Source organism: Actinomadura madurae, from assembly GCF_047130825.1.
Lineage (GTDB): Bacteria > Actinomycetota > Actinomycetes > Streptosporangiales > Streptosporangiaceae > Spirillospora > Spirillospora madurae.
In genome coordinates, this window is record NZ_CP083237.1 from 6,861,633 (window position 1) to 6,882,550 (window position 20,918).

The following is a 20,918-nucleotide window of genomic DNA, read 5'->3' on the forward strand; positions in this document are numbered from 1 at the left end:
CCTCAGCGGGCCGTGTCGAGCGCGGGGACGGCGTCGCGCTCCCGCCGTCCCGCCAGCCGTGCCTCCAGGTGCGCGGCGAGAACGTCCACACCCGGCGGATCGAGCAGGTTGAGGTGGTGCGCCCCGGGGATCGTGACGATCTCCAGGTCGGAGCAGAGCCCGCCGAAACCGTTGGTCCCGTCGAGCACATAGCGGGCATCCCGGACGGCCCAGGGGGTTTCCTCGGGCGCGTGGTAGAGGACGACGTGCCCGTTGTAGGGCTCGGGCCGGTACGCCTCCAGGGAACGGGTGTCCTGGTGGGACGTGAGCTGGTGGGTGAGGGCCGCCGGGGGGATGTAGTCCACGAGCGGCGCCGCACGTTCCATCACCAGCGCGAACTGCGATTCCTCGTCCAGCCCGGACAGCTCCTCGTAGGTGAGGGTGACGTCCAGGCCGTACGTCTCGTTGATGTAGTCGGCGAACGCCGAGAACCGGCGGGCGAGGGTGTCGGACTCGTCGTCCACCCGCAGCGGCAGGCCCGCGTCGAACAGCGCGACGAGCTCGACCTCGCGTCCGGCCGCCGTCAGCTGCCGGGCGGTCTCGTAGGCCAGCACGCCGCCGAACGACCAGCCGCCGAGCCGGAACGCGCCCTCGGGCTGCGCCTCCACCAGGTGCCGGACGTAGCGGGCGGCGCGCTCCTCGACGGGCGGCGCGTCCTCGAACCGTTCCAGCCCGTACACCGGCTGGTCGTCGCCGAGCAGGTCGACGAGCTGCCGGTAGCAGGCGGTGGTGCCGCCCGCCGGATGCGCGATGAAGAGCGGCCGGCGGTCACCACGGGGGTGAAGCGGCCGGACGGTCTGCCGCGCCGCCTCCTCGTCCGCCGCGCGGATGTACTCGGCGACGTTCTCCGCCGTTGGCACCGCGAACAGCTCGCCACGGGTGACGTCCCCGCCGAGCTCCTTCGCGACGAGCGCGACGATCCGGTCGGCCTGGTGGTCCTGGCCGCCGAGGTCGCGGAAGAAGTCCGCGGTGACGCCGACGCGGTCGAGGCCGAGAACGTCCTCGAAGATCCGGACGGCGAGGCGCTCGGCGGCGTCGCGCGGCATGACGTATCCGGACTCGGCGTTCGAGACCGCCGCGGGAGCGGGGGCCGGGGCGCCGGACAGGCCGAGCTCGCCCGCCGCCCACTCCTCGAACACGTTCACGCTGGCGCCCTGGAGCAGGACCGACGCCGGGACGGTCAGCCCGAGGTCGTGCTCGACGCCGCTCTTGATCCGGACCGCGACGAGGGAGTCCAGGCCGAGGTCGGTGAGCGGGACGGCCGGGTCGAGGCGCTGCGGATCGAAGCCGAGGACGGCCGCGATCCGGTGCCTGACCCGCGCGGCGATCATCGCGCGGGCGGTGCCGGGGTCGAGGTCCCGCAGCGCCTCCACACCGGGCCAGTCGCCCTGGTCGCCGCCCTGCTCGTCGGCCGCCGCGGTGAGCGCGGCGAAGTACGGCATGGTCCGGATCTCCGGGAACAGCCCGACCGCGGTGGCCGGGTCGAAGCGCAGCACGCCGGTGGCCGGGAGGTCGTGGACGAGCAGCGTCTCCAGCGCCTCGGCGCCCTCGTCCGGGCTGATCGGGTCGATGACGGTGACCGACGCGCCGGCCGCCCCGCCGATCCGCGACCAGGTGCCCCAGTTGACGGTGGTCCCGGGCCGCCCGTTGGCGCGCCGGTAGGCCGCCAGCGCGTCGAGCGCGGCGTTCGCGGCGGCGTAGGCGGCCTGGCCGGGCGAGCCGAGCAGCGCGGCGGCCGAGGAGTGCGCGACGAACCAGTCGAGGTCGAGGTCCCAGGTGGCCTCGCTGAGGCGGCGGCCGCCCTCGACCTTCGCCGTCCACACCCTGTGGAGATCGTCCGGGCCGAGGTCGGCGATCAGCCGGTCGTCGATCGCGCCGGCGCCGTGCAGCACGCCGCACAGCCGGGTGCCGCCCTCCCGCGCCACCCGGACGAGACGCTCGGCGATGCCGGGCCGGGCGATGTCGCCGAGCACGACGCCGACGTCCACGCCGCTCTCGCGGAGATGCGCGATCACCTTCTCGGCGTCGGCGCCGGGGCCGCCGCGGCCGGACAGCACGATGCGTCCCGCGCCGCGCTCGGCCAGCAGCCGGGCGGTGACGAGGCCGATGCCGCCGTAGCCGCCGGTGATCACGTAGGCGCCGCCGCGCCGGACGATGCGCTTCCTCCGCGCCGGCGTCTCCGGCAGGACGGCCTGCGCGAGACGGGCGACGCGGCGCGTGCCGGCGCGCCAGGCGACCTCGCGCGCCTCGTCGCCGGCGAGGAGTTCCGCGACGAGATCCGCCGGCCGGTCGACGTCCACGTGCGTGGCGCGCTGGACGGTCCGCTCGAAGGCCAGCACGCGCGTGAGCGCGCTGACGAAGCCATGGCCGGGCAGCCCTTCCCCCGTGAGGGGCAGGGCGCCGCGGGTCGCGACATAGAGGCGGGGCCCGTCGGGGAGGGAACGGCTGACGCCGGCGACGGCGAGGACCAGGTCCTCGTCGACGAGATCGGCCGGGGGGACGAGCACGACGCCCTCGACCGGTTCGTCCGCGGCCGGATGGTCGTCCGGCGGTCGGTTCGTCACCCGATGCCGGACGACCCTCTTCCCGCGGTCTTCGAGCCCGGCCGCCGTGGCCGTGGCCAGGGCGTCGTCGTCCTCGCCCAGCAGCAGCCACGTCGCACCGCCCGCGGCCTCGTCGGGGGTGTCCTGGTCGCCGGGCAGGGGCGCCTCATCCCAGACGAGCTCGATCAGCTTGTCGGCTACCGGGACCGGGACGTCATGCCGTTCGACCTGGCGAAGAGTGATGCCGGTCGCCTCGGCAAGGACCTGGCCGTCCGCGGCCAGGAGGGTGACGGAGCCCGTCACTCCCTCGTCGTCGCGCGTCACCTTCGCCTGGACGTGCCCGCCGCGATGCGTCGGCCCGTACACGCGAAGGCTTCCGATGGTGTCGGCCAGCCAGACGCCACCGCCGCCGGAGTCCGCCTCGTCCGAGAGCACGGAAAGGCAGCGGTCGAACACCTCCGGGTGCAGGCGGTAGTGGCGGCTGCCGCGCTCGGCCGCCGCGACCTCGGTGGCGGCGCCGGCCCCGGCCGCGGCGGGGCCGCGGCGGTCCTCGCCGACGTCCGCGCTGGCCAGCCGGGCCCAGCCGCCCGCCGGGGTCAGCGCGTGGATCTCCACCCGCTGGTCCGCCTCGGCGAACGTCGTCGTCACCGTCGTGTGGCCGGCCAGGGCGAGCGGCCGCTCGATCCACAGGCTGTTGACGCGGACGTCCTCGGTGCCGAGCGCGGTCGCGCCCGCCGCGAGCGCCATCTCCGCGAACGCCGCGACCGGCAGCGCGGCCAGCCCGTGGACCCGCAGCCCGTCCAGCCACGGCTGCGCGGCCACGCCGACGTCCGCGCGCCAGGCGTGCCGGTCCTCGCCGGGGATCTCCACATGGGCGCCGAGCAGCGGATGCTCGCCGTGCCCGCCCGCCGGGCGCGCCGGCAGGTCGACCCAGTGCCGCTCGTGTCGCCACGGGGACCGCGGGACGTCGACGATCCGTCCGTCCGCGGGCCCGGCGACGGTGTGCCCGTGCGCGGCCAGGGTGGCGAGCTGCGCATGGAAGGTCAGCGTGTCGTCGGTCCTCTGGCCCTTGCGCGCCCGCTTGAGCGTGTGGGTGACGAGCGCGCCCGTCCCGTCGAGGGTCTCGCCGACGGCGTGCGCCAGGATCGGGTGCGCGTTGATCTCGACGAACGTCCGGTGCCCGTCCTCCGCGGCGGCGGCCACGGCGTCGGTGAGCCGCACCGCGTTCCGCAGGTTCGCGGCCCAGTGGTCGACGCCGAGCGCCGCGTCGGACCCGAGGTAGGCGCGGGGATCGTCGAGGGCGGTGGTGTAGAACCTGATGTCGTCGGCGAAGGGCGCGCCGCGTTCGGCGCCGACCTCCGCGAGCTGTTCCCGCAGGTCGGGCAGCAGCGGGTCGACCTGGGGGGAGTGCCCGGCGCCCTCGGCCTGGACCATCCGCGCGAGCCGCCCCTCGGCCTCCGCCCGCCCGACGATCTCGGCGACCTGGCCGGCGTCGCCGGTGACCACGGTCTGCTTCGGCGAGGAGTGGACGGCCGCGTACACCTCGGGCAGCCCGTCCGCGAGGCGCGCCACCTCGCCGGCGGACGCGCCGAGCACCGCCATCGCGCCGCCGCCGACGAGCCGCGTCAGCAGGCGGGACCGGCGGCAGATGACGCGGACGCCGTCCTCCAGGGTGAGCGCGCCGGCGACCACGGCCGCCGCGACCTCGCCCATCGAATGGCCGACCACCGCGCCGGGCGTGACGCCGTACGCCTGCCACATGCGGGCGAGGCCGATCTGGATCGCGAACAGCACCGGCATCGTGTCGGCGGGGCCGCCGGAGGGGCCGCCCTCTTCGAGCAGCTCCCACAGGCCTGGGCCGCCCTCCTCGGCGAAGAGGCCGTCCAGGTCGTCGATGGCCTCGGCGAACGCGGGCTCCTCCTCCAGGAGCCGCTGCGCCATGCCCGGCCGCTGCGCCCCGTACCCGGAGAAGACCCACACGGGACGGCCCGGAGCGCCGAGCGCCGTGCCGGTCACCACACCCGGATGGGGACGCCCCTCGGCGAGAGCGGTCAGGCCGTCGACGAGGTCCGCGCGGCCCCGGGCGGCGACGGCGGCGCGGGCCCGTCCGCGGCCACCGCGCCGGTGCAGGGTGCGGGCGACATCCGCGAGCTTCACGTCCTGGTCCCGCACCCACTCGGCGAGCAGGGCCGCATGGTCGCGGACACGGTCGTCGCCGGTGTCGGACAGCGGGAACGTCCGCACGACGGCCGGCTGAACGGTCGCCTCCTGCTCGGGCGCCTCTTCCAGAAGGACGTGCGCGTTCGTCCCGCCGAAGCCGAACCCGGACACACCGGCCCGTGCGGCGCGGCCCCGCTCGGGCCACGGCGTCTCCTCCGCGACGACCGCGAGGCGCAACTCGTCGAACGGAATGTGCGGATTCGGTTCCTTGTAGTGCGCGCTCGGCGGTATGACCTTGTGATGCAGTGCGAGGACGGTCTTGATCAGCCCGGCCATGCCCGCGGCGGACTCCATGTGCCCGAGATTGGACTTCGCGGACCCCAGCAGCAGCGGTCTCCCGGGATCGCGGCCCGCGCCGAGCACCTCGCCGACCGCCTTCGCCTCGATCGGGTCGCCCAGGAACGTCCCCGTCCCGTGGGCCTCGACGTAGTCGACCTCGCGCGGGTCGACGCCCGCGGTCGCGTACACGTCCCGCAGCAGGGCGCGCTGCGCGTCGGAGTTGGGGGCGACGAGGCCGTTGGAGCGCCCGTCGGAGTTGACGCCGGACCCCCGGATGACCGCCAGGATCCGGTCGCCGTCGCGCGTCGCGTCCGAGAGGCGCTTCAGCACGACGGCGCCGCAGCCCTCCGCGCGCACCATGCCGTCGGCGGACGCGTCGAACGCCTTGCAGCGCCCGTCGGCCGCCGTCCCGCCGGCGAGGTCGAAGGTCATCGTCACGGTCGGCGACAGGAGCAGGTTCACCCCGCCGGCGAGCGCCGCGTCGGCCTCGCCGCGGCGCAGCGCCTGGACGGCGAGATGGGTGGAGACCAGCGACGACGAGCACGCGGTGTCGACGATCATGCTGGGGCCGCGCAGGTCGAGCAGGTACGACAGCCGGTTCGCGATGATGCCGAGCGACGCGCCCGTCGCCGTGAACGGCTCCAGGGACGCCAGGTCGGACGCGGTGAACGCGGCGTACTCCGGCGCCGACACCCCGACGAACACGCCGGTGCGGCTGCCGCGCAGCGACGCCGGGCCGATGCCCGCGTGCTCGAACGCCTCCCACGCCACTTCGAGGACGAGCCGCTGCTGCGGGTCCATCACCGCGGCCTCCCGCGGCGTGATGCCGAAGAACTGCGCGTCGAACCCGGCGACGTCGTCGAGGAAGCCGCCGAGCCGCGTCGTCCTTTCGAGGAGGTCTCCGACCTCGGGGGAGCCGTCGTCGAACGGGTCCCAGCGCCCGTCCGGCACCTCGCGGATCGCGTCGCCGCGCCCGGTCAGGAAGCGCCAGTAGTCGGCGGGGCCGGTCAGGTCGCGGTCCCCGCCGGGGAAGCGGAGGCCGACCCCGACGACGGCGATCGGCTCGTCCGGCTCGTCGTACGCGGCTCGCGTCGCGGGCGGCTCCGCCTCGTCCCGCCGCACGGTCGTGGTCCCGCCCGTCAGCGCCACCGAGAGCTTGTTGATCGTCGGGTGCTCCCACACAAGCGTGGCCGGCAGGGCGCGGCCGAGCATCTGCTCCAGCTCGCCGGCGATCGCGACGGCGTCCCGGGAGGCAAGCCCGAACTCCTCAAGGGGCCGGTCCGGGTCGATCTCGGCGGCGGTGGTCCCGGAGCGGCGCGCGATCTGCTCGATCAGGTGCCGGCGGACCGAATCCTCGCTGATCCGAGTCTCGTCCCGCGTGGGGTGTGGCGCGGCTCCGGAACGATCATTGCTCTGCATGCGCTGGGTTCCCCCCATGAAACCGGGATCGTTCATCGAAGCGGAGGGACCAACTTTGTCTTACGCCCGCGCGCTCACGATGCGCACCCAGACCACTTTTCTCGGACACGTCTTGTCACGGTGATGACAAGACTCGGCAGTAACCAATGTGGCCTGATGGGATAGTTGTGGAGCCTCGGCCCGGAGTCAGGGCTGTGTAACGAGATGCGAACCAATAGTAACAATAGCGACGACTCTATTTAGGGGGAAGCGGCGGATTTCCGCGGACGGTGCGGAAGTTGCCGCCGCACGGAAGGGTGACCCGGGGACGGTACCGGTGGGCGCTGGCGGTGGTGGCCGTCAGCGCGTTCATGACCACCATGGACAACACGGTGGTCTTCACCGCGCTGCCCACGATCATGGACGACCTCGGCATGTCGTCCTCGGCGAAGGACTGGGTCGCCGCCGGGTACATCCTGATGTTCTCCTGCCTGATGATCACCGGCGGGCGGCTCAGCGACGTCTTCGGCTGCCGGCTCACCTTCACCACGGGAATGGTCGTGTTCACCGGGGCGTCGGCGGTCTGCGGGCTCGCGCAGAGCTCCGACGTGCTCATCCTCGCCCGCATCGTGCAGGGCGCCGGCGCCGCGCTCGTGCTGCCCGCCACGCAGGTGATGGTCACCGTCGGTCGCAACGACAGGCAGCGCTCGATCGGCAACATCGTGTTCATCGGCGCCGCGTCCACCGCGACCGCGTTCGGCCCCGCGATCGGCGGGTTCATCGTCCAGCACTGGCACTGGGGCTGGATCTTCCTCATCAACATCGTCCCCGGCGTGCTGGTGATCCTGCTCGGGCTGTTCGTCCTCACCCCGCACGGCGAGAACCGGCACGCCCGCATCGACCTGCCGGGCGTGCTGATCTCCGCGACGCTGCTGTTCGCGCTCATCTACGGGCTGGAGTCCGGCAACAAGCACGGCTGGGCCGACCCGTCGGTGCTCAGCGTCTTCGTCCTCGGCGCGGTCGCCCTCGGCTGCTTCGTCCTGGTGGAGAGCTGGGCCCCCGACCCCATGATCGACCTGCGGTTCTTCCGGAACCGGGTCTTCACCGGCGGGCTGGTGTCGCAGATGCTCTACGGCATCGGCTTCAACGGCATGATGTTCTACTCGCAGCCGTTCCTGCAGCGCTTCCTCGGCTTCTCGCCGACCGAGGCCGGGCTGGTCATGCTGCCCCCCGCCATCACGATCATGCTGCTCACCCCGGTGGCCTTCCTGGTGGCCGCCCGGATCGGCCCGCGCCCCACGATCGGCGCCGGGATGGGCCTGATGGGCGTCGGCATGTTCCTGTTCTCCGCCCTCCGGACCGGCGACGGCTACGCCGACCTGATGCCCGGCGTCCTGCTCATCGGCGTCGGCGCCGCCATGGGCATGCCGCTGGTGATGTACGTCCTCAAGGCCGTCCCGGAGCAGCGCGCCGGGGTGGCGAGCGGGGTCATCAACGTCATCCGCGAGGCGTCCGGCGCGTTCGGCATCGCGATCGTCGGGCTGCTCGTGCACGCCGTCCCGGACGAGGGCGCGAGCGCCGCCGACCTGGAGGCGTTCCGGCACGGCACCGCCTCCGGCCTCATCCTCGGCGCCGCCGTGGTCCTCATCGGCGGCCTGATCAGCGGGGTCACCCTGCCGAGCCGGCGCGGCTGGCTGGGCCCCAAACACGGCAAGACGGCCCCCCTCGTCACCGCCCCGCCCCCTCGCGCGGCGCCCGATCCGGCCGCGACGCCCCGCGACCCCGTCCCGGTCCTCACCGCGCCCGAGCCTGTGCCCGACCCGCTGCCCGGCCCCGTGCCCGAGCCCCGGCCGGAGCCCCGGCCCGAGCCCGTGCCCGACCCTGTGCCCGCGCCGGTCGCCCTGACCGCGTCCGCCCCTCCTGCCGAGCCCGTCCCCCTCGCTCTCACCTGGGAGAACGAGCCCATGCCGGACGACCCCGCCCCCGCTCCCACCCCGGGCCCGCACTGGTGGACCGACGCCGAACCCAAGCCCGCCGACGACACCTTCACCTGGACCGACGACTCCCCGGCGGCCCCGTGGCCACCCCCGCCACCGTCCCCGCCCTCGCCGGGCGCGGCCAAGGACACCGTCGAGCCGGACGTCCCGGATGCGGGCCGGGTTGTGGAGGAGGAGCCCGGCGAGCGGGTCTGGCGGGTCGTCGCGCGGCCGGGCGCCGCCGAGGCGGAGACCGGCGGCGGTGAGGTGAGGCTGGACGCGGACGGACGGCCCACGCCGCCCGAGGGCTGGTACGAGCCGTACGTGCCCGACGACGAGCCCGTCGAGGAGCCGCAGAACGCTCCGCGCGACGACGCCTGGTAGGAGACAGCGTGAGCCGAATCGTGATCTTCGCGGCCGGGTCGCGGGGGGACATCCAGCCCTGCGCGGCGCTCGGGAGGGCGCTGCGGGCCCGGGGGGACGACGTGCGGCTGGTGGCGAGCGCGCGGTACGCGCCGATGGCCGCCGCGGCGGGACTGGACCTCGCGCCGCTGACGGCCGATCCGGCGGAGATCCTGGAATCGGACGCGGGCCAGGAGTTGCTGGCCGGAGGCCGCAACCCGGTGAAGTTCCTCGACGGGTTCCGGCGCATCCTCGGGCCGATGGCGGAGCGATTGCTGGCCGAGTGTTCGGACGCCTGTAAGGACGCGGATCTGATCCTCGGCCCGACACTGGGTTTCCTCCCGCGGCACATTGGTGAACATCTCGGCATTCCATGGGCGCTGATTCATTTCCAGCCGAGCGAGCCGACCGGCGCGTTTCCGCATCCTTTCGTTCCGCAAGCGCGCGTATTCGGTCCGTGGTCGAATCGGCTCAGTTTCCTCGCGGTCGATCAGATCGCCTGGCAGTTGTCGCGTCCGTTCATCAATCCGTGGCGCGAGGAGGCGCTGGGGTTGCCGCGGCTGCCGCTGCGAGGCCGGCGGACCGAGGGCGGGACGGTCCTGGCGTGCTTCAGCCCGGTCGTCGTCCCGAGACCCGAGGACTGGGCGCCGAACGTGAACCTCACCGGCTACTGGTTCCTGGACGAACCCGCGTGGGAGCCTCCCGCGGATCTGGCGGAGTTCCTGGCCGCGGGGCCGCCGCCGGTGTACGTCGGGTTCGGGAGCATGGTGCCGAAGGACGCGGAGATGACCGGGCTGGTGGTGCGGACGGCCCTCGAACTCGCCGGGGTGCGGGGCGTCGTGCAGGGCGACCCGGCGAGTTCGGACGAGCGGGTCTTCGCCGTCCGGGACGTCCCGCACTCGTGGCTGTTCCCGCGGATGGCGGCCGTGGTGCACCACGGCGGCGCCGGGACGACCGCGGCGGGGCTGAGGGCGGGGGTGCCGACCGTGGTGTGCCCGTTCTTCGGCGACCAGCCCTACTGGGGTGAGCGCGTGGCGGCCCTGGGGGCGGGGCCCGCCCCGCTGCCGTTCCGCGCGATGACGGTGCCGCGGCTCGCCGCGAGGATCCGGCGCGCCACCGGCGACCCGGGGATGGCGGACCGGGCGGGCGAGCTGGGCCGGCGCATCCGGGACGAGGACGGCGTCGGCCGGGCGGCGCGGATCATCGACTCGCTCCTGTGCTGAGGCCGCTCGTTCGCGAGGTCGGCTCGTGCGCGGGGTCGCTCCCTCGCCGGGCTCAGGCGGAGTCGTCGGGCTCCTCGCCCCAGCGCCAGCCGGAGCCGTCCGGGTTGGGGACGATCACCCGCCTGGTGCGCGGCGGGTGCGCGGGCCTCGGCTGCGGCGGGCCGTCCGCCCACGGGGTCCACGGGCCTTCGCCGTTCCCGTCGGGTTCCGCCCCCGGAGGCGTCCGGAAGACGATCTGCGGCGGCTCGCTCGGCTGCGGTGCGGGGCGGAACGCGTCGCGCGCGTCCACCTGCGGGCGCTCGGGCGCCGCCGGTGCGGGAGGGGCAGGCTCGGGAGCCGGGGCCGGGGCCTTCCCGGGCGGAGTCGCCTTCTCCCACTGGATCGCGTACGGGAAGGGCTGCTCGTCCGGGAGAGGGGGCGGGACGGCGGTGGCGCCGGCGGGTGCGAACGCGGTGCGCTCCCGCAGGTCCATGCGGGCGTGGAGGCCGGAGAGGAACCCGGGCAGCCACCAGTTCGCCGAGCCCATGAAGCGCATCGTGGCCGGGACGAGCAGCGACCGGACGAGGGCGGCGTCCACCACGACGGCGACGAACATGCCGACGCCGATCAGCTTCACGACCGTGATGCCGGCCATGCTGAACGCGCCGATGACCAGCAGGAACAGCAGTGCCGCGCTGGTGATGATGCCGCCGGTGTGCTGCATGCCCGACGCGACGGCGAGGCGGTTGTCGTGGGTGAGGTCCCACTCCTCCCGGATGCGGCTGAGCAGGAACACCTCGTAGTCCATGGACAGCCCGAACACGACCGCGAGGATGAGGATCATGCTGGTGGCCTCGACGCCGCCCGTGGGGGTGAAGTCCAGCAGCCCGGCCAGGTGGCCGTACTGGAAGCCCCACACGATCGCGCCGAACGAGGCGCCGATCGACAGCACGTTCATGACGATCGCCTTCAGCGGCAGGACGATCGACCCGAAGAACATGAACAGCAGGAAGAACGTGGCGATCCCCACGACGACCGCCATCTTGGGCAGGGACTCCATCAGGCTCGACATCAGGTCCATCTGCGCGGCCGTGCTGCCGCCGACGTCGATGTGCATCGGGTAGCCGTCCTTGGACAGGCTCATCCCGCGGATCCGGGTGACGAGGTCCTGGGCGTGCCGGTCCATCGGCTCGTACTTGTGCGTCACGGAGATGCGCACGCCCCCGTAGGTGCCCGAGTAGCCCGTGTACTGCGCGTCGGAGACGCCGGGGAGGGCGGCGAGGCGCTTCCTGAACTCCTCCAGGTAGGGCGGGATCGGGTCGCCCTTGCCGGTCGGCGTCCAGTCGCGCGGGATGAGGTCTCCGGACACGACGACGTCGATGGGCTCGGCGGACCCGTTGGGGAAGTTCTTCTTGACCGTCTCGACCACGGCTCGGGTGGGGCTGTCCGGGGGCAGGACGCGGGCGTCCACGCTGCCGAACTGGACGTTCAGGAACGGCCCGAACATCACGCCGAGGATCACGAGCACGACCGCGAAGTACGGCAGCGGGTGCTTCATCACGCTGGTGCCGAGCCGGTACCAGAAGCCGCTGTGCGGGTCCCGCCGGGCGCGCTTGGACGTGGGGCGCCGCCACGGCATCCGCCCGATCTCGACGCGCGGCCCGAGGAGCGCCAGGAGCGTCGGCAGCAGGACCGTCGCTCCGAACACGGCGACCATGACCGTGGCGATGCCGGCGAGCCCGATCGTCCGGAGGAACATCTGCGGGAACAGCAGGAGCCCCGCGAGAGCGGCGGAGACGGTGATGCCGCTGACCATGATGGTGCGCCCCGCGGTCGCCATGGTGGCGGCGAGGGCGGTCTCCCGGACGGGCTTGAGCGACTCCTTGTACGCCGCCTTCGCCGCCTTGCGCGCGGCCTTGTCGCGCTCCCGTTTCCAGGGTTTGCCCTGTGGCAGCCCTTGCGCGGCCATCCCGCGCTGCAGTTCCTCCCGGAAACGGCTGATGATGAACAGCGAGTAGTCGATCGCCAGGCCGACGCCCATCATCGTGACGACTTCCAGAGCGAACGACGTCACGTCGGCGGCGTACGTCACCAGGTGCAGGACGGCCAGCCCGCCGATCATCGAGAACACGGCCACGGCCATCGGCAGGAACGACGCGACCAGGGCGCCGAACAGGATGACCAGCAGGATCAGCAGCGGCAGCGCGGTGATCATCTCGGCGCGGATGATGTCGTTCACGACCTGCGCGCCGAACTCCTCGCCGAGGGGGACGGCGCCGCCGTACTGGACGCGGAGCCCCGGCGCGACCAGCCGCTCCTTGACGGCGTGGTAGTTCTCGATCTGGGTCGCGCCGTCCTCGCCCTTCAGCTTGACGGCGACGAACGTCGAGCGCCGGTCGTGGGACGCGAACGAGGCCGCGGCCTTACCGTCGAACGACCAGTAGGAGATGATCTCCTCGACCTGGGCCTTGGGCAGCCGCGCGATGGTGGTGACGACGGCCGCCTGGTAGCGCGGGTCGTCCACCGTCATGGTGTCGCTCGTGTAGAGGACGAGCATGTCGGGGTTGGTGCTGCCGAAGTAGGTCGCGCCGAGCTTGGCGACGAGCGTCGAGGACGCGTCCGGGTCCTCGAAGCCGCCCTCCTTGAACTTGGCGAACACGCCGAGGCCCCAGGCCCCGGCGATCACGGTGGTGACCAGGATCAGGACAAGGCTGGGCCAGCGCCGCCGGTGGATGAGACGCCCCAGCCCCGAAAGCATGATCCTCCTGTTCCGCCACGGCCGCCGCGGAGCGCCCTTGCTCCCGGCGGCCGGTCACGAGTGGTCACCTGCGCGCAGCGAGGCGGGCCGCCGTCGTCGGCAGCGCGCCGTCCAGGTAGCGCCGCCGCGTCGCCGCGCGTGCGATCTTTCCGCTGGACGTACGCGACACGCCACCCGGTTCTATCAACACGAAGTCGTGGACGCTCATCTCGTGCTCGATGTTGACGGCGCTGCGCACCGCGGACTCCACCTCGTCCACGTCCAGGCGACCGAGAGGGACGCGGCGGTTGCGCTCGGCGACGACGACGAGCCGCTCCGTCTCCTCCCCGGTGAGCGCGAAGGCGGCGACGTGGTCGGGACGGACCGCCGGGTGGGCCTCGTGCGCGGTGACCTCGATGTCCTGCGGATAGTGGTTGCGGCCGTCGACGATGATGAGGTCCTTGATGCGGCCCGTGACGTACAGCTCGCCTTCGTGGACGACGCCGTAGTCGCCGGTCCTCATCCACGGCCCGGACGGCAGCCCGCCGGGCTCGGCCAGCTCGCCGCCGAACGTGTCCTGGCTCCGCTCGGAGTTGCGCCAGTAGCCGGGCGCGGTGTTGGGGCCGTGCACCCAGATCTCGCCGACCCTGCCGTCCGGCTGCTCGGCGCGCGTCTCGGGGTCGACGATCGCGACGATCTGGCCGGACGGGCGCCCGCACGACACCAGCGCGCTCGTCCCCTCGTCCTCCTCGCCGGCGCGGAGCCGCAGCTCGCCGTGGGTGAGCGCGTCCCGGTCCACGGAGATCACCTTCGGCGGGACGTCCTCGGCCGCCGCGGTGACGAACACGGTCGCCTCGGCCAGCCCGTAGCCGGGCGCCTGCGCGCCCGGACGCAGGCCGGCCGGCGCGAGCGCCTCGGCGAACGTCGCCAGCGTCGACGTGCGGATCGGCTCCGCGCCGTTCAGGCACGTCGTCAGCCCGGACAGGTCCAGGCCGGCGATCTTCTCCGGCGAGGCCGTCGACGCGACGTACTCGTAGGCGAAATTGGGCCCGGCGGTGTAGACGTTCCTGCCGGGACGCGACGCGATCAGCTGCAGCCACCGCATCGGGTTCATGATGAACGACACGGGGTCGGTGTAGATGGCGTGGTCGCCGCGCACCAGCGGCAGCGCCATCGTGGCGATCAGCCCCATGTCGTGGAACAGCGGCAGCCAGCTCACCAGCTCCGGGTTCGGCTTGTCGGGCGCCCAGCCGGCCCAGAGCTGCGCGGCGTTCGCCGTCACGTTCCCGTGGGTGATCTCCACGCCGGCGGGGCGGCGCGTGGACCCCGACGTGTACTGGAGGTAGGCGAGGTCGTCGAACGCGACGGGCTCGTCCTCCCACTGCCCGGCCAGGGCGAGGTCGATCTCCTCGGCGAACACGATCTCCTTGGGCCGCGGGACGTCGTGGTCGGCGAGGAACTTCTCCACGTGCGGCAGCGCGTTCCGCGTCGTGACGATCACCGCGGGCTCGGCGTCGGTGTAGGCGCCGAGCAGCCGGTCGGCGTGCCCCGGCAGGTCGGGGGAGAACAGCGGCACCGCGATGACGTGCGCGTACATGGCGCCGAGCATGGTCATCATGTAGTCGAGCGTCTGCGGGAGCAGCAGCGCGGCGCGCTCGCCGGGCCCGGTGACCCGGCGCAGCGTCACCGCCGTGGCGCGCGCGTGCCGGTCGGTCTCGGCCCAGCTCAGCGTGGTGTGCGCGCCGGACGGGTCCGCCGAGTAGTCGACGAAGGTGTAGGCCGGGGCGTCCGGCTTCTCCTTCGCCCACCGCGTGATCCGCTCGATCAGCGGGGTGCGGCCGGAGCCGCCGGGCAGAAGGTCGGGAAGCAGCGAGCCCAGTGCCATTGATCATCTCCCGAGGAGGGGCCGGGGGGCCGTGTGCGGTGCCGTGCGGGGTCGGGCGCCGCAGGCGGGCGTGCGCCGCGCCTGCCGGACGCCCCTCCTTGGACGCCCCTGGCGACCGGCGATGATCGTCAAGCTACCGGATGGTAGCCAGTGCGCGATATTAGCTCGCGGTCACATTCGCCGAACCGCGGTTTGTCACCGCCGTGACAAGAGGAAATTCCCCGTCACATCGGCCCGTCGTCCGCGGACCCGGACGTCGCGCGGCTCAGCCTGATCCTCCGCCGCCAGAGGGCGATGCACGCGGCGCCCCACAGTAACCCGATCTCGGCCACGAGCGCAGCGCCGACCACCACGGCCCAGTCCGTGTCGTCGCCCTCCTCCGCCCCGACGGGCGCCATCAGCGTCATCCGGGTCCTGCCCGGGGCCACGTTCGGGTCCGCAGGCGGGGTCATCTGCGGGAGGACGTTCGCGTCCGGCCGCGGCACCGGCGGCACCGCCGACCCGGGTGCCGGCGGCGCCGCGACGCCCGCCTCCGGCTCCGGTGGTTCCGCGGCCTCCGGATCCGGCACGTCGGGAACGCCGGCCTCGACGTCCACCGGGCCCTCGTCCGGGCAGTCCGCGCCGCGGCAGACGGGCACCGAGACAGACGGCCCGGGCGCCTCCGGCATGGCAGGCGGATCGCCCGCATTCGTCTGGCCGCCCGCGGGCCGGGACGGGTGCTCCCCGTCACCCGCACCCGACTGCACTCTCGGTGTCTCGTGCGGTGTCTTGCGCGGGGTCGCGTTGCCGCCGGGTGGCCGAGTGCTCTCAGGCGCCCTGGGGCCGGACACGCGCGGTCGGCTCGTGGTGGCTTTGCCGCCCCCATGGGGCAGTGCGCCCGCTTTCGGTGTCTTGTGCGGCCGGGGGCTGGTCGCGGTCGGCCTGCCGGTGGACGGCCGGCCCGTGGCTTTGCCGCCTGCCTTGGGGTGCGCCTTCGGTGTCTTGTGCGGTGTCTTGTGCGGGGTCGGCTTGACGCCGGACGGTCGAATGCTCTTGTGCGGCCTGGGACTGGACGCGCTCGATTTGCCGGCGGGCGGCTTGGTCTTCGTGCAGGGCTTCGCGCCTGTCTTCGCCTTGCCGGTCGCGCAGTGCCGGGGCTTGCCGCGCGGGCTCGGCTTGCCGCCGGACGTGGGGCACGGCTTCTTGCCCGCGCAGGGCTCGGGCTTCGGCGAGGCCTTGGTGGACGGGCTCGGAGCGGCGCCGGAGAAGTCGAACATCGCGAGCGCGGATCGGCGGGTGGCGTTGGAGGCGTCCGCCAGCGCGAGGATGCTCAGCGGTTTCGCGGCGGGCCCCGAGACCTTGGCCGCCGGAATCCGGACGGTGCCCTTGCGTTCCTGTGGCTTCGCCCCCACGTCGCCCAGCTCGCAGCGCAGCTCGCGGCCGGAATCGGCCTTCGAGCAGGTCCGCGAGTGGCTCGTCCAGACGAGGGGGCGCTCGGCCACGAGGCGGACGGCGGCGTGGCGCGCGACGCCGCCGCGAGCGCGGACCCGGACCGTGTAGGTGAGCGTGTAGCCCGGACCGCGCGCCGCGTCGCCGGTGGCCGTGATGTCCATGAGCAGCCGGACGCCCGATGGGCGCCCGCCCGGCACGGCCTCGGCGGCCGGGCTCATCAGCATCAGCGGAACGGCCAGCGCCCCGCTCGCCGCGACGGCGCCATAGCGTGGTCTCCCGCGCCCCTCTCGCACTCGATCCCCCAAACGGTCTCTACGGCTGCCGGGGGGCGGCGACGTGGCGCCGGGCACAGACAGTTATTGCCAGATCATCCACGGGAGTAACGTGCATCACTCTGGCGACCCACCTGCTTTCGCACAGCGGAATCGGTTCTCCGTAGAATCGGGGGGTCGCGACGGGGAGGAGACACGGGGTGGCGGAGGCCGTTCGGTCGCTGGAGCGCGCGTTCGACCTGCTGGAGCATCTGGCGGACGCCGGGGGCGAGATGGCGCTGTCGGAGCTGACGGAGGTCTCCGGCCTGCCGATGCCGACGATCTACCGGCTGATGCGGACGCTGGTGAACCAGGGCTACGTGCGCCAGGAGCCGTCCAAGCGCTACGCCCTGGGGCCGCGGCTCATCCGGCTCGGCGAGGGCGCGAGCCGCCTGCTGGGGACGTGGGCGCGCCCGGTTCTGGCCGGGCTGGTGGACGCGGTCGGGGAGACCGCCAACATGGCCGTCCTGGAGGGCGACGAGGCCGTGTACGTCGCGCAGGTGCCGTCCAAGCACTCGATGCGGATGTTCACCGAGGTGGGACGGCGCGTCCAGCCGCACTGCACGGGCGTGGGGAAGGCGCTCCTGTCGCAGCTGCCCGACCAGCGGGTGAGGGAGATCCTCGCCCGGACGGGCATGGCCGAGCACACCCCCAACACCTTCACCGACCCGGACGCGCTCCTGGCGGAGCTGGAGCGGATCCGCCGGCAGGGCTACGCCCTGGACGACGAAGAGCAGGAGATCGGCGTGCGCTGTGTCGCGGTGCCGCTGCGCGGGGCGCCGACGCTGACGGCCATCTCGGTCTCGGGGCCGTCCGGGCGCATGACGCGGGAGACCGTCCCGGACGTCGTCCCCATCATGCGCGACGCCGCCGACCGGTTCGCGAAGGAACTCGGGCCGACGGCGTAGGAGGCGCGGTCAGTCGACGGGTTCGCCGACGATCACCGTGGGGCGCCCGCCGCGCTCCCACTTGACGAAGTCGCCGGCGGAGCGGACGAGCACGGTGGCCAGCCACAGGGCCAGTCCGGTGTCGTCCACGATGCCCGCGACGGGGATCACGTCGGGAACGGCGTCGATCGGGGAGATGATGTAGACGAGGCCCAGGGCGAGCAGCCCGACCGTCCCGAAGGACATGCCCCTGTACTTCCCGCTCAGCACGGACTTCAGCATCCTCGGGACGGCGCGGACGCGCTCCCAGAACCTTGGGGCGTCGGGCTCCAGCGTCTCGCGGTAGATCTGCCAGGCCTGCCCGGCGGCGGCCGCACTGCGCTTCCTGTCCACCAGCACTCCTCGTTCAGATGTTCGTGAGGGCGCGCCCCCGCGGCGCCCACGTATGACTAGGACGCGAGGGGTGCCGTATTTGTTCCCCTGAAACGATCGTGAGGCGCGTGTCACAGCCGGACCACTCCGGGCGGCGCCGGAATGATCGCCGGTGACGCCTCCCGGATGCGCCCCGGGAGGCGTCACCGGAAGTGAGTTCTTCGTCACTCCGATGGGCGACGTGCGGCGATTCACGGTGTGTTGCCCGGCGTCTACTGGAAGCATGGGGCGACGCTGGGAGGGGCGCCGCCTCCCGCCGGCACGATCGGCATGGCCGTCGAGCATGGGGAGCTGACGTAGCGAGATGAGCGGCGAGGATACGAACCGTCCTGTCCATGGCACCGCGTCGGGGGACGCCTACGTCGCGCTGCCGCCGACGGCGGTCGACGCGGTCATGTCCGGCCCGACCCGGATGGTCGTGGCCTGGCCCGGGTTCGACCCGCCCCGCACGGCGGCGGCGCTGGCGGCGGCGATCCCGATGACGGGCGTGCCGGTGTGGCGCGTCTACCTCGACCTGCCGGGACGCTCGCCCGGCGGGCTCGGGTCGGGCGCGATCCTGGAGAGCGAGAACATCGAGGCCTACTGCGCGGCCGTGCGGACCGCCGCCGAGCGGCTGCCGGCCGCGCTCGCCGCGATCCGCGGCGACCTCGGCCTCCCGGACGGACCGGTCGCGCTCACGGGCTTCAGCGCGGGCGCCGCCGCGGCGCTGCTGGCCGTGGCGAGCGGCGGCGTCGCGGTCAGCGCCGCCGCGCTCGTGGCGCCCGTCGTCGCGCCGTCGCGGGCAGCGCGGGCGGTGGAGAAGCGGTCCGGGCGCGACCGCGCCTGGTCCGACCGCGCCGCCGCGCTCGCCGATGAGCTCGACCTCGGCTCGCTCGCCCCCGCCATCGCCGGCCGGGACGTCCCGACACTGCTCATCAGCGGGGCGAAGGACCGCGTCGTCCCCCCGCGCGAGGTCACCGCGCTCCGCGACGAGCTGCGCCGGCACGGCGCCGCGGCGGTGGAGTCCGCCACGTTCCGGATGGGGCACGCGCTGGCCGCGGAGCCCGGCACCGAGCCCCGCCCGCCGATCACCGAGGCCGTCCGGGTGGACGGCGTCCTCACCGACTGGTTCCGCGACCACCTCGCCCGCGGTCCGGCCTCGCCGTCCGAGACCCTGGAGGACGTCCCGCAGGCGGAGGCACCGCAGGCGAACGCCGCGCTGGGCGACACGCAGCCCGTCGACCCGCGGCACGGGTCCTGGGCGCCCGGCGGCCAGGACGCCGCCGGTGCGCGGACCGGCGCCGGTGTGGGGCACGGGTCCTGACCGCCCGGCGGGCACCGTGAGGCGCCCGCCGGGCGGGTGCGGGGTGTGCGGTGGTCAGCCGCGGGAGAGGACCTCGTACCGGACGGGGATGACACCCGCGCCCGTGCCGCCGACCTTCTTCATGGCGGCCCTGGACAGGTCCAGGCAGCGCCCGCCCGCGTACGGGCCGCGGTCGTTGATGCGGACGATGACGGACCGGCCGTTGTTCTTGTTCGTCACGCGGACCTTCGAGCCCATCGGCAGCGTCTTGTGCGCGGCCGTCAGATCGCTCGGGTCGAAGCGCTCGCCGCTCGCGGTCATCTGCCCCTCCCAGTAGTAGGAGGCTTCGCAGGACCCCGAGTCCACGACCTTGTACTTCTTCTTTTTCTTCTTCTTCTTGGGCTTGGCCGCCTGAGCGGCCTGGCCGTCGGTCTTCGGCGACTCCTTCTCGGGAGTCGCCGACGGGGACGGCTCCGGCGACCGGGTCCCGCCCCGGCTCGCCCGGGTCGGCTCTTCGTGCGGCCGGCCGGCCAGCGGATCGTCGGTGGCCCGCGGCGCGGACCGCGCCGCACTGGCGGAACCCGCCGCGCCGCCGGTGTCCGCCAGGGCGAACGCCCCCACGGCCAGGACGGCGACGGCGGCGCCGGAGACGATCAGGATGGTGCGTAGGCGTGCTCGAAGAAGACGCCTGACAGGGCTACCCACAGAGGAGTCCTTTGGTTGGGGACAGGACCCCGGACGCCCGGCGTTCGTGCCGCCGTTCTCGCGGCGTGGTCAGGCGACCTCGATCGTCCCCGAATCCCCCGCCGCCCCGCGGGCTTCATGGCCCGCCGCGCCGATCTCTCTCAGGCGCGTCCGCTCCGTCGCGGTCAAGCGTCCGGTGAGTGCGGCCGGAAAGGCATCTTCATTTTTGATCTCTCAAGTGCCGCACAAGTTCTTGACCGTACGGTGTGTCCCGCGTGAATCAAGCCGTAGGGCCCTGCTTTGTGGGCTTTGTCACCTCAGTCTTGACCAGGTGAAGCTGATCAACTTCGCACGGTGACCGCCTTTGAAGATCGACTTTACTCGCCATAGACCACGAGATCTCGGGCATATAACAATCGCTTGCATGCTAACGGAACGGGGCGTTCCGGTGGAATGTCGCTTCCGCCGGAACGCCCCGTGAGGAGGTCCGTGATGCCGTGTTGTCGTGGTGTCCCGGTGCCGTGGTACGGCGGGTCAGCCGAGGCCTACCGGGTCCGCCAGGCCGAGGACGGAGGCGCCGGGCATGGACAGCGGGCCGTCCGCCACCCGGGAGACCGAGCGCTCCTTCGCCGTCAGCACGTCGACCACCTTGCCGGCGCCGCCCTTGGACCCGACGAGCCCGCCGGCCTTGCCCACGGCCTTGCCCGCCTTGTTCACGGCGGAGCCCGGCGCGTCGCCCGACGGGTGCCCGGCGTGCCGTCCGGTCTCGCGGAGGAGCTTGGACCCGGCCGGCAGCCCGCCGAGGCCGAGCATGGACGGGACGTCCGGCAGCCCGGACGTCAGCCCCGGAACGGGCATGCTCAGCGGCGTCTCGGCGCTGCGCCCGTGCGGGAGGGGGGCGGCGACCGGCGCCGCGCGGAGGATGCCGTCGACCGCGCCGGTGCCCGTCTCGGCGGCCCGGCCCGCGCGGTTGACGACGGGGGCGGGGAGCGTCCCGGTGACGGGGGCGGCTCCGGTCGCGGTGTCGTAGAGGAGCGTCGTGGCCGGGCCCTTGGCGGCGTTCGCCGGGGCGGCCGCCACGGCGAACGCGGCGACGACGGGAGCGAGGGCGCAGGCGCTCAGCAGTTTGATGGTGGACCGGTTCATTTCTTCCCCCCGAGGGATGTGGGATTGACCCTGCACGTGTAGTGCGCGCCCGCGCGATATGCGA

At 73.4% G+C, this 20,918-nt stretch carries 11 protein-coding genes; 4 read left to right on the top strand and 7 right to left on the bottom strand.

Translation table 11 applies throughout. The features are described 5' to 3' along the window. Nucleotides 1-2: 2 nt before the first annotated feature. Nucleotides 3-6,500: an SDR family NAD(P)-dependent oxidoreductase gene (locus tag K8Z49_RS31485; protein ID WP_412515904.1), complete on the bottom strand. Its 6,498-nt coding sequence runs from the start codon at nucleotides 6,498-6,500 to the stop codon at nucleotides 3-5. Between the two features lie 296 nt (nucleotides 6,501-6,796). On the opposite strand from K8Z49_RS31485, the gene K8Z49_RS31490 reads away from it, so the two are divergent. Together K8Z49_RS31490 and K8Z49_RS31495 are read left to right on the top strand one after the other, a co-directional pair. Beyond that, nucleotides 6,797-8,839, top strand: coding sequence for an MFS transporter (locus K8Z49_RS31490; protein ID WP_177287701.1), 2,043 nt, complete (start codon nucleotides 6,797-6,799; stop codon nucleotides 8,837-8,839). 8 nt (nucleotides 8,840-8,847) lie between these two features. Then, on the top strand, nucleotides 8,848-10,080 hold the full coding sequence (locus tag K8Z49_RS31495) for a glycosyltransferase (RefSeq protein ID WP_412515905.1): 1,233 nt from the start codon (nucleotides 8,848-8,850) through the stop codon (nucleotides 10,078-10,080). A gap of 52 nt (nucleotides 10,081-10,132) precedes the next feature. Here the strand turns inward: K8Z49_RS31495 and K8Z49_RS31500 are convergent, their stop codons facing one another. The 3 genes from K8Z49_RS31500 to K8Z49_RS31510 all read right to left on the bottom strand — a co-directional run bounded on the left by K8Z49_RS31500 (nucleotide 10,133) and on the right by K8Z49_RS31510 (nucleotide 16,336). Further along, entirely contained in the window at nucleotides 10,133-12,817 is a 2,685-nt protein-coding gene (locus K8Z49_RS31500; RefSeq protein ID WP_111832634.1) for an MMPL family transporter, read from the bottom strand. A 64-nt stretch (nucleotides 12,818-12,881) separates the two neighbouring features. After that, nucleotides 12,882-14,681 carry a fatty acyl-AMP ligase gene (locus tag K8Z49_RS31505; protein ID WP_412515906.1) on the bottom strand — a complete coding sequence of 600 codons (1,800 nt, stop codon included), beginning with the start codon at nucleotides 14,679-14,681 and terminating at the stop codon, nucleotides 12,882-12,884. A 224-nt stretch (nucleotides 14,682-14,905) separates the two neighbouring features. Further along, on the bottom strand, nucleotides 14,906-16,336 hold the full coding sequence (locus K8Z49_RS31510; RefSeq protein ID WP_412515907.1) for a hypothetical protein: 1,431 nt from the start codon (nucleotides 16,334-16,336) through the stop codon (nucleotides 14,906-14,908). 248 nt (nucleotides 16,337-16,584) lie between these two features. Between K8Z49_RS31510 and K8Z49_RS31515 the strand changes: the two genes are divergently transcribed. Further along, a complete protein-coding gene (locus K8Z49_RS31515; protein ID WP_021596846.1) occupies nucleotides 16,585-17,331 on the top strand; it encodes an IclR family transcriptional regulator in 747 nt (248 codons plus the stop codon). Between the two features lie 9 nt (nucleotides 17,332-17,340). Here the strand turns inward: K8Z49_RS31515 and K8Z49_RS31520 are convergent, their stop codons facing one another. After that, complete coding sequence (locus K8Z49_RS31520) at nucleotides 17,341-17,703, bottom strand: YkvA family protein (RefSeq protein ID WP_412515908.1); 363 nt, start codon at nucleotides 17,701-17,703, stop codon at nucleotides 17,341-17,343. 343 nt (nucleotides 17,704-18,046) lie between these two features. On the opposite strand from K8Z49_RS31520, the gene K8Z49_RS31525 reads away from it, so the two are divergent. After that, nucleotides 18,047-19,045, top strand: coding sequence for a hypothetical protein (locus K8Z49_RS31525; protein ID WP_412515909.1), 999 nt, complete (start codon nucleotides 18,047-18,049; stop codon nucleotides 19,043-19,045). Nucleotides 19,046-19,099: 54 nt separating this feature from the next. Here the strand turns inward: K8Z49_RS31525 and K8Z49_RS31530 are convergent, their stop codons facing one another. Beyond that, nucleotides 19,100-19,729, bottom strand: coding sequence for a septal ring lytic transglycosylase RlpA family protein (locus K8Z49_RS31530; protein WP_412515910.1), 630 nt, complete (start codon nucleotides 19,727-19,729; stop codon nucleotides 19,100-19,102). A gap of 513 nt (nucleotides 19,730-20,242) precedes the next feature. Further along, nucleotides 20,243-20,854, bottom strand: a complete 612-nt coding sequence (locus tag K8Z49_RS31535; RefSeq protein ID WP_412515911.1) for a hypothetical protein — start codon at nucleotides 20,852-20,854, stop codon at nucleotides 20,243-20,245. Nucleotides 20,855-20,918 lie beyond the last annotated feature (64 nt).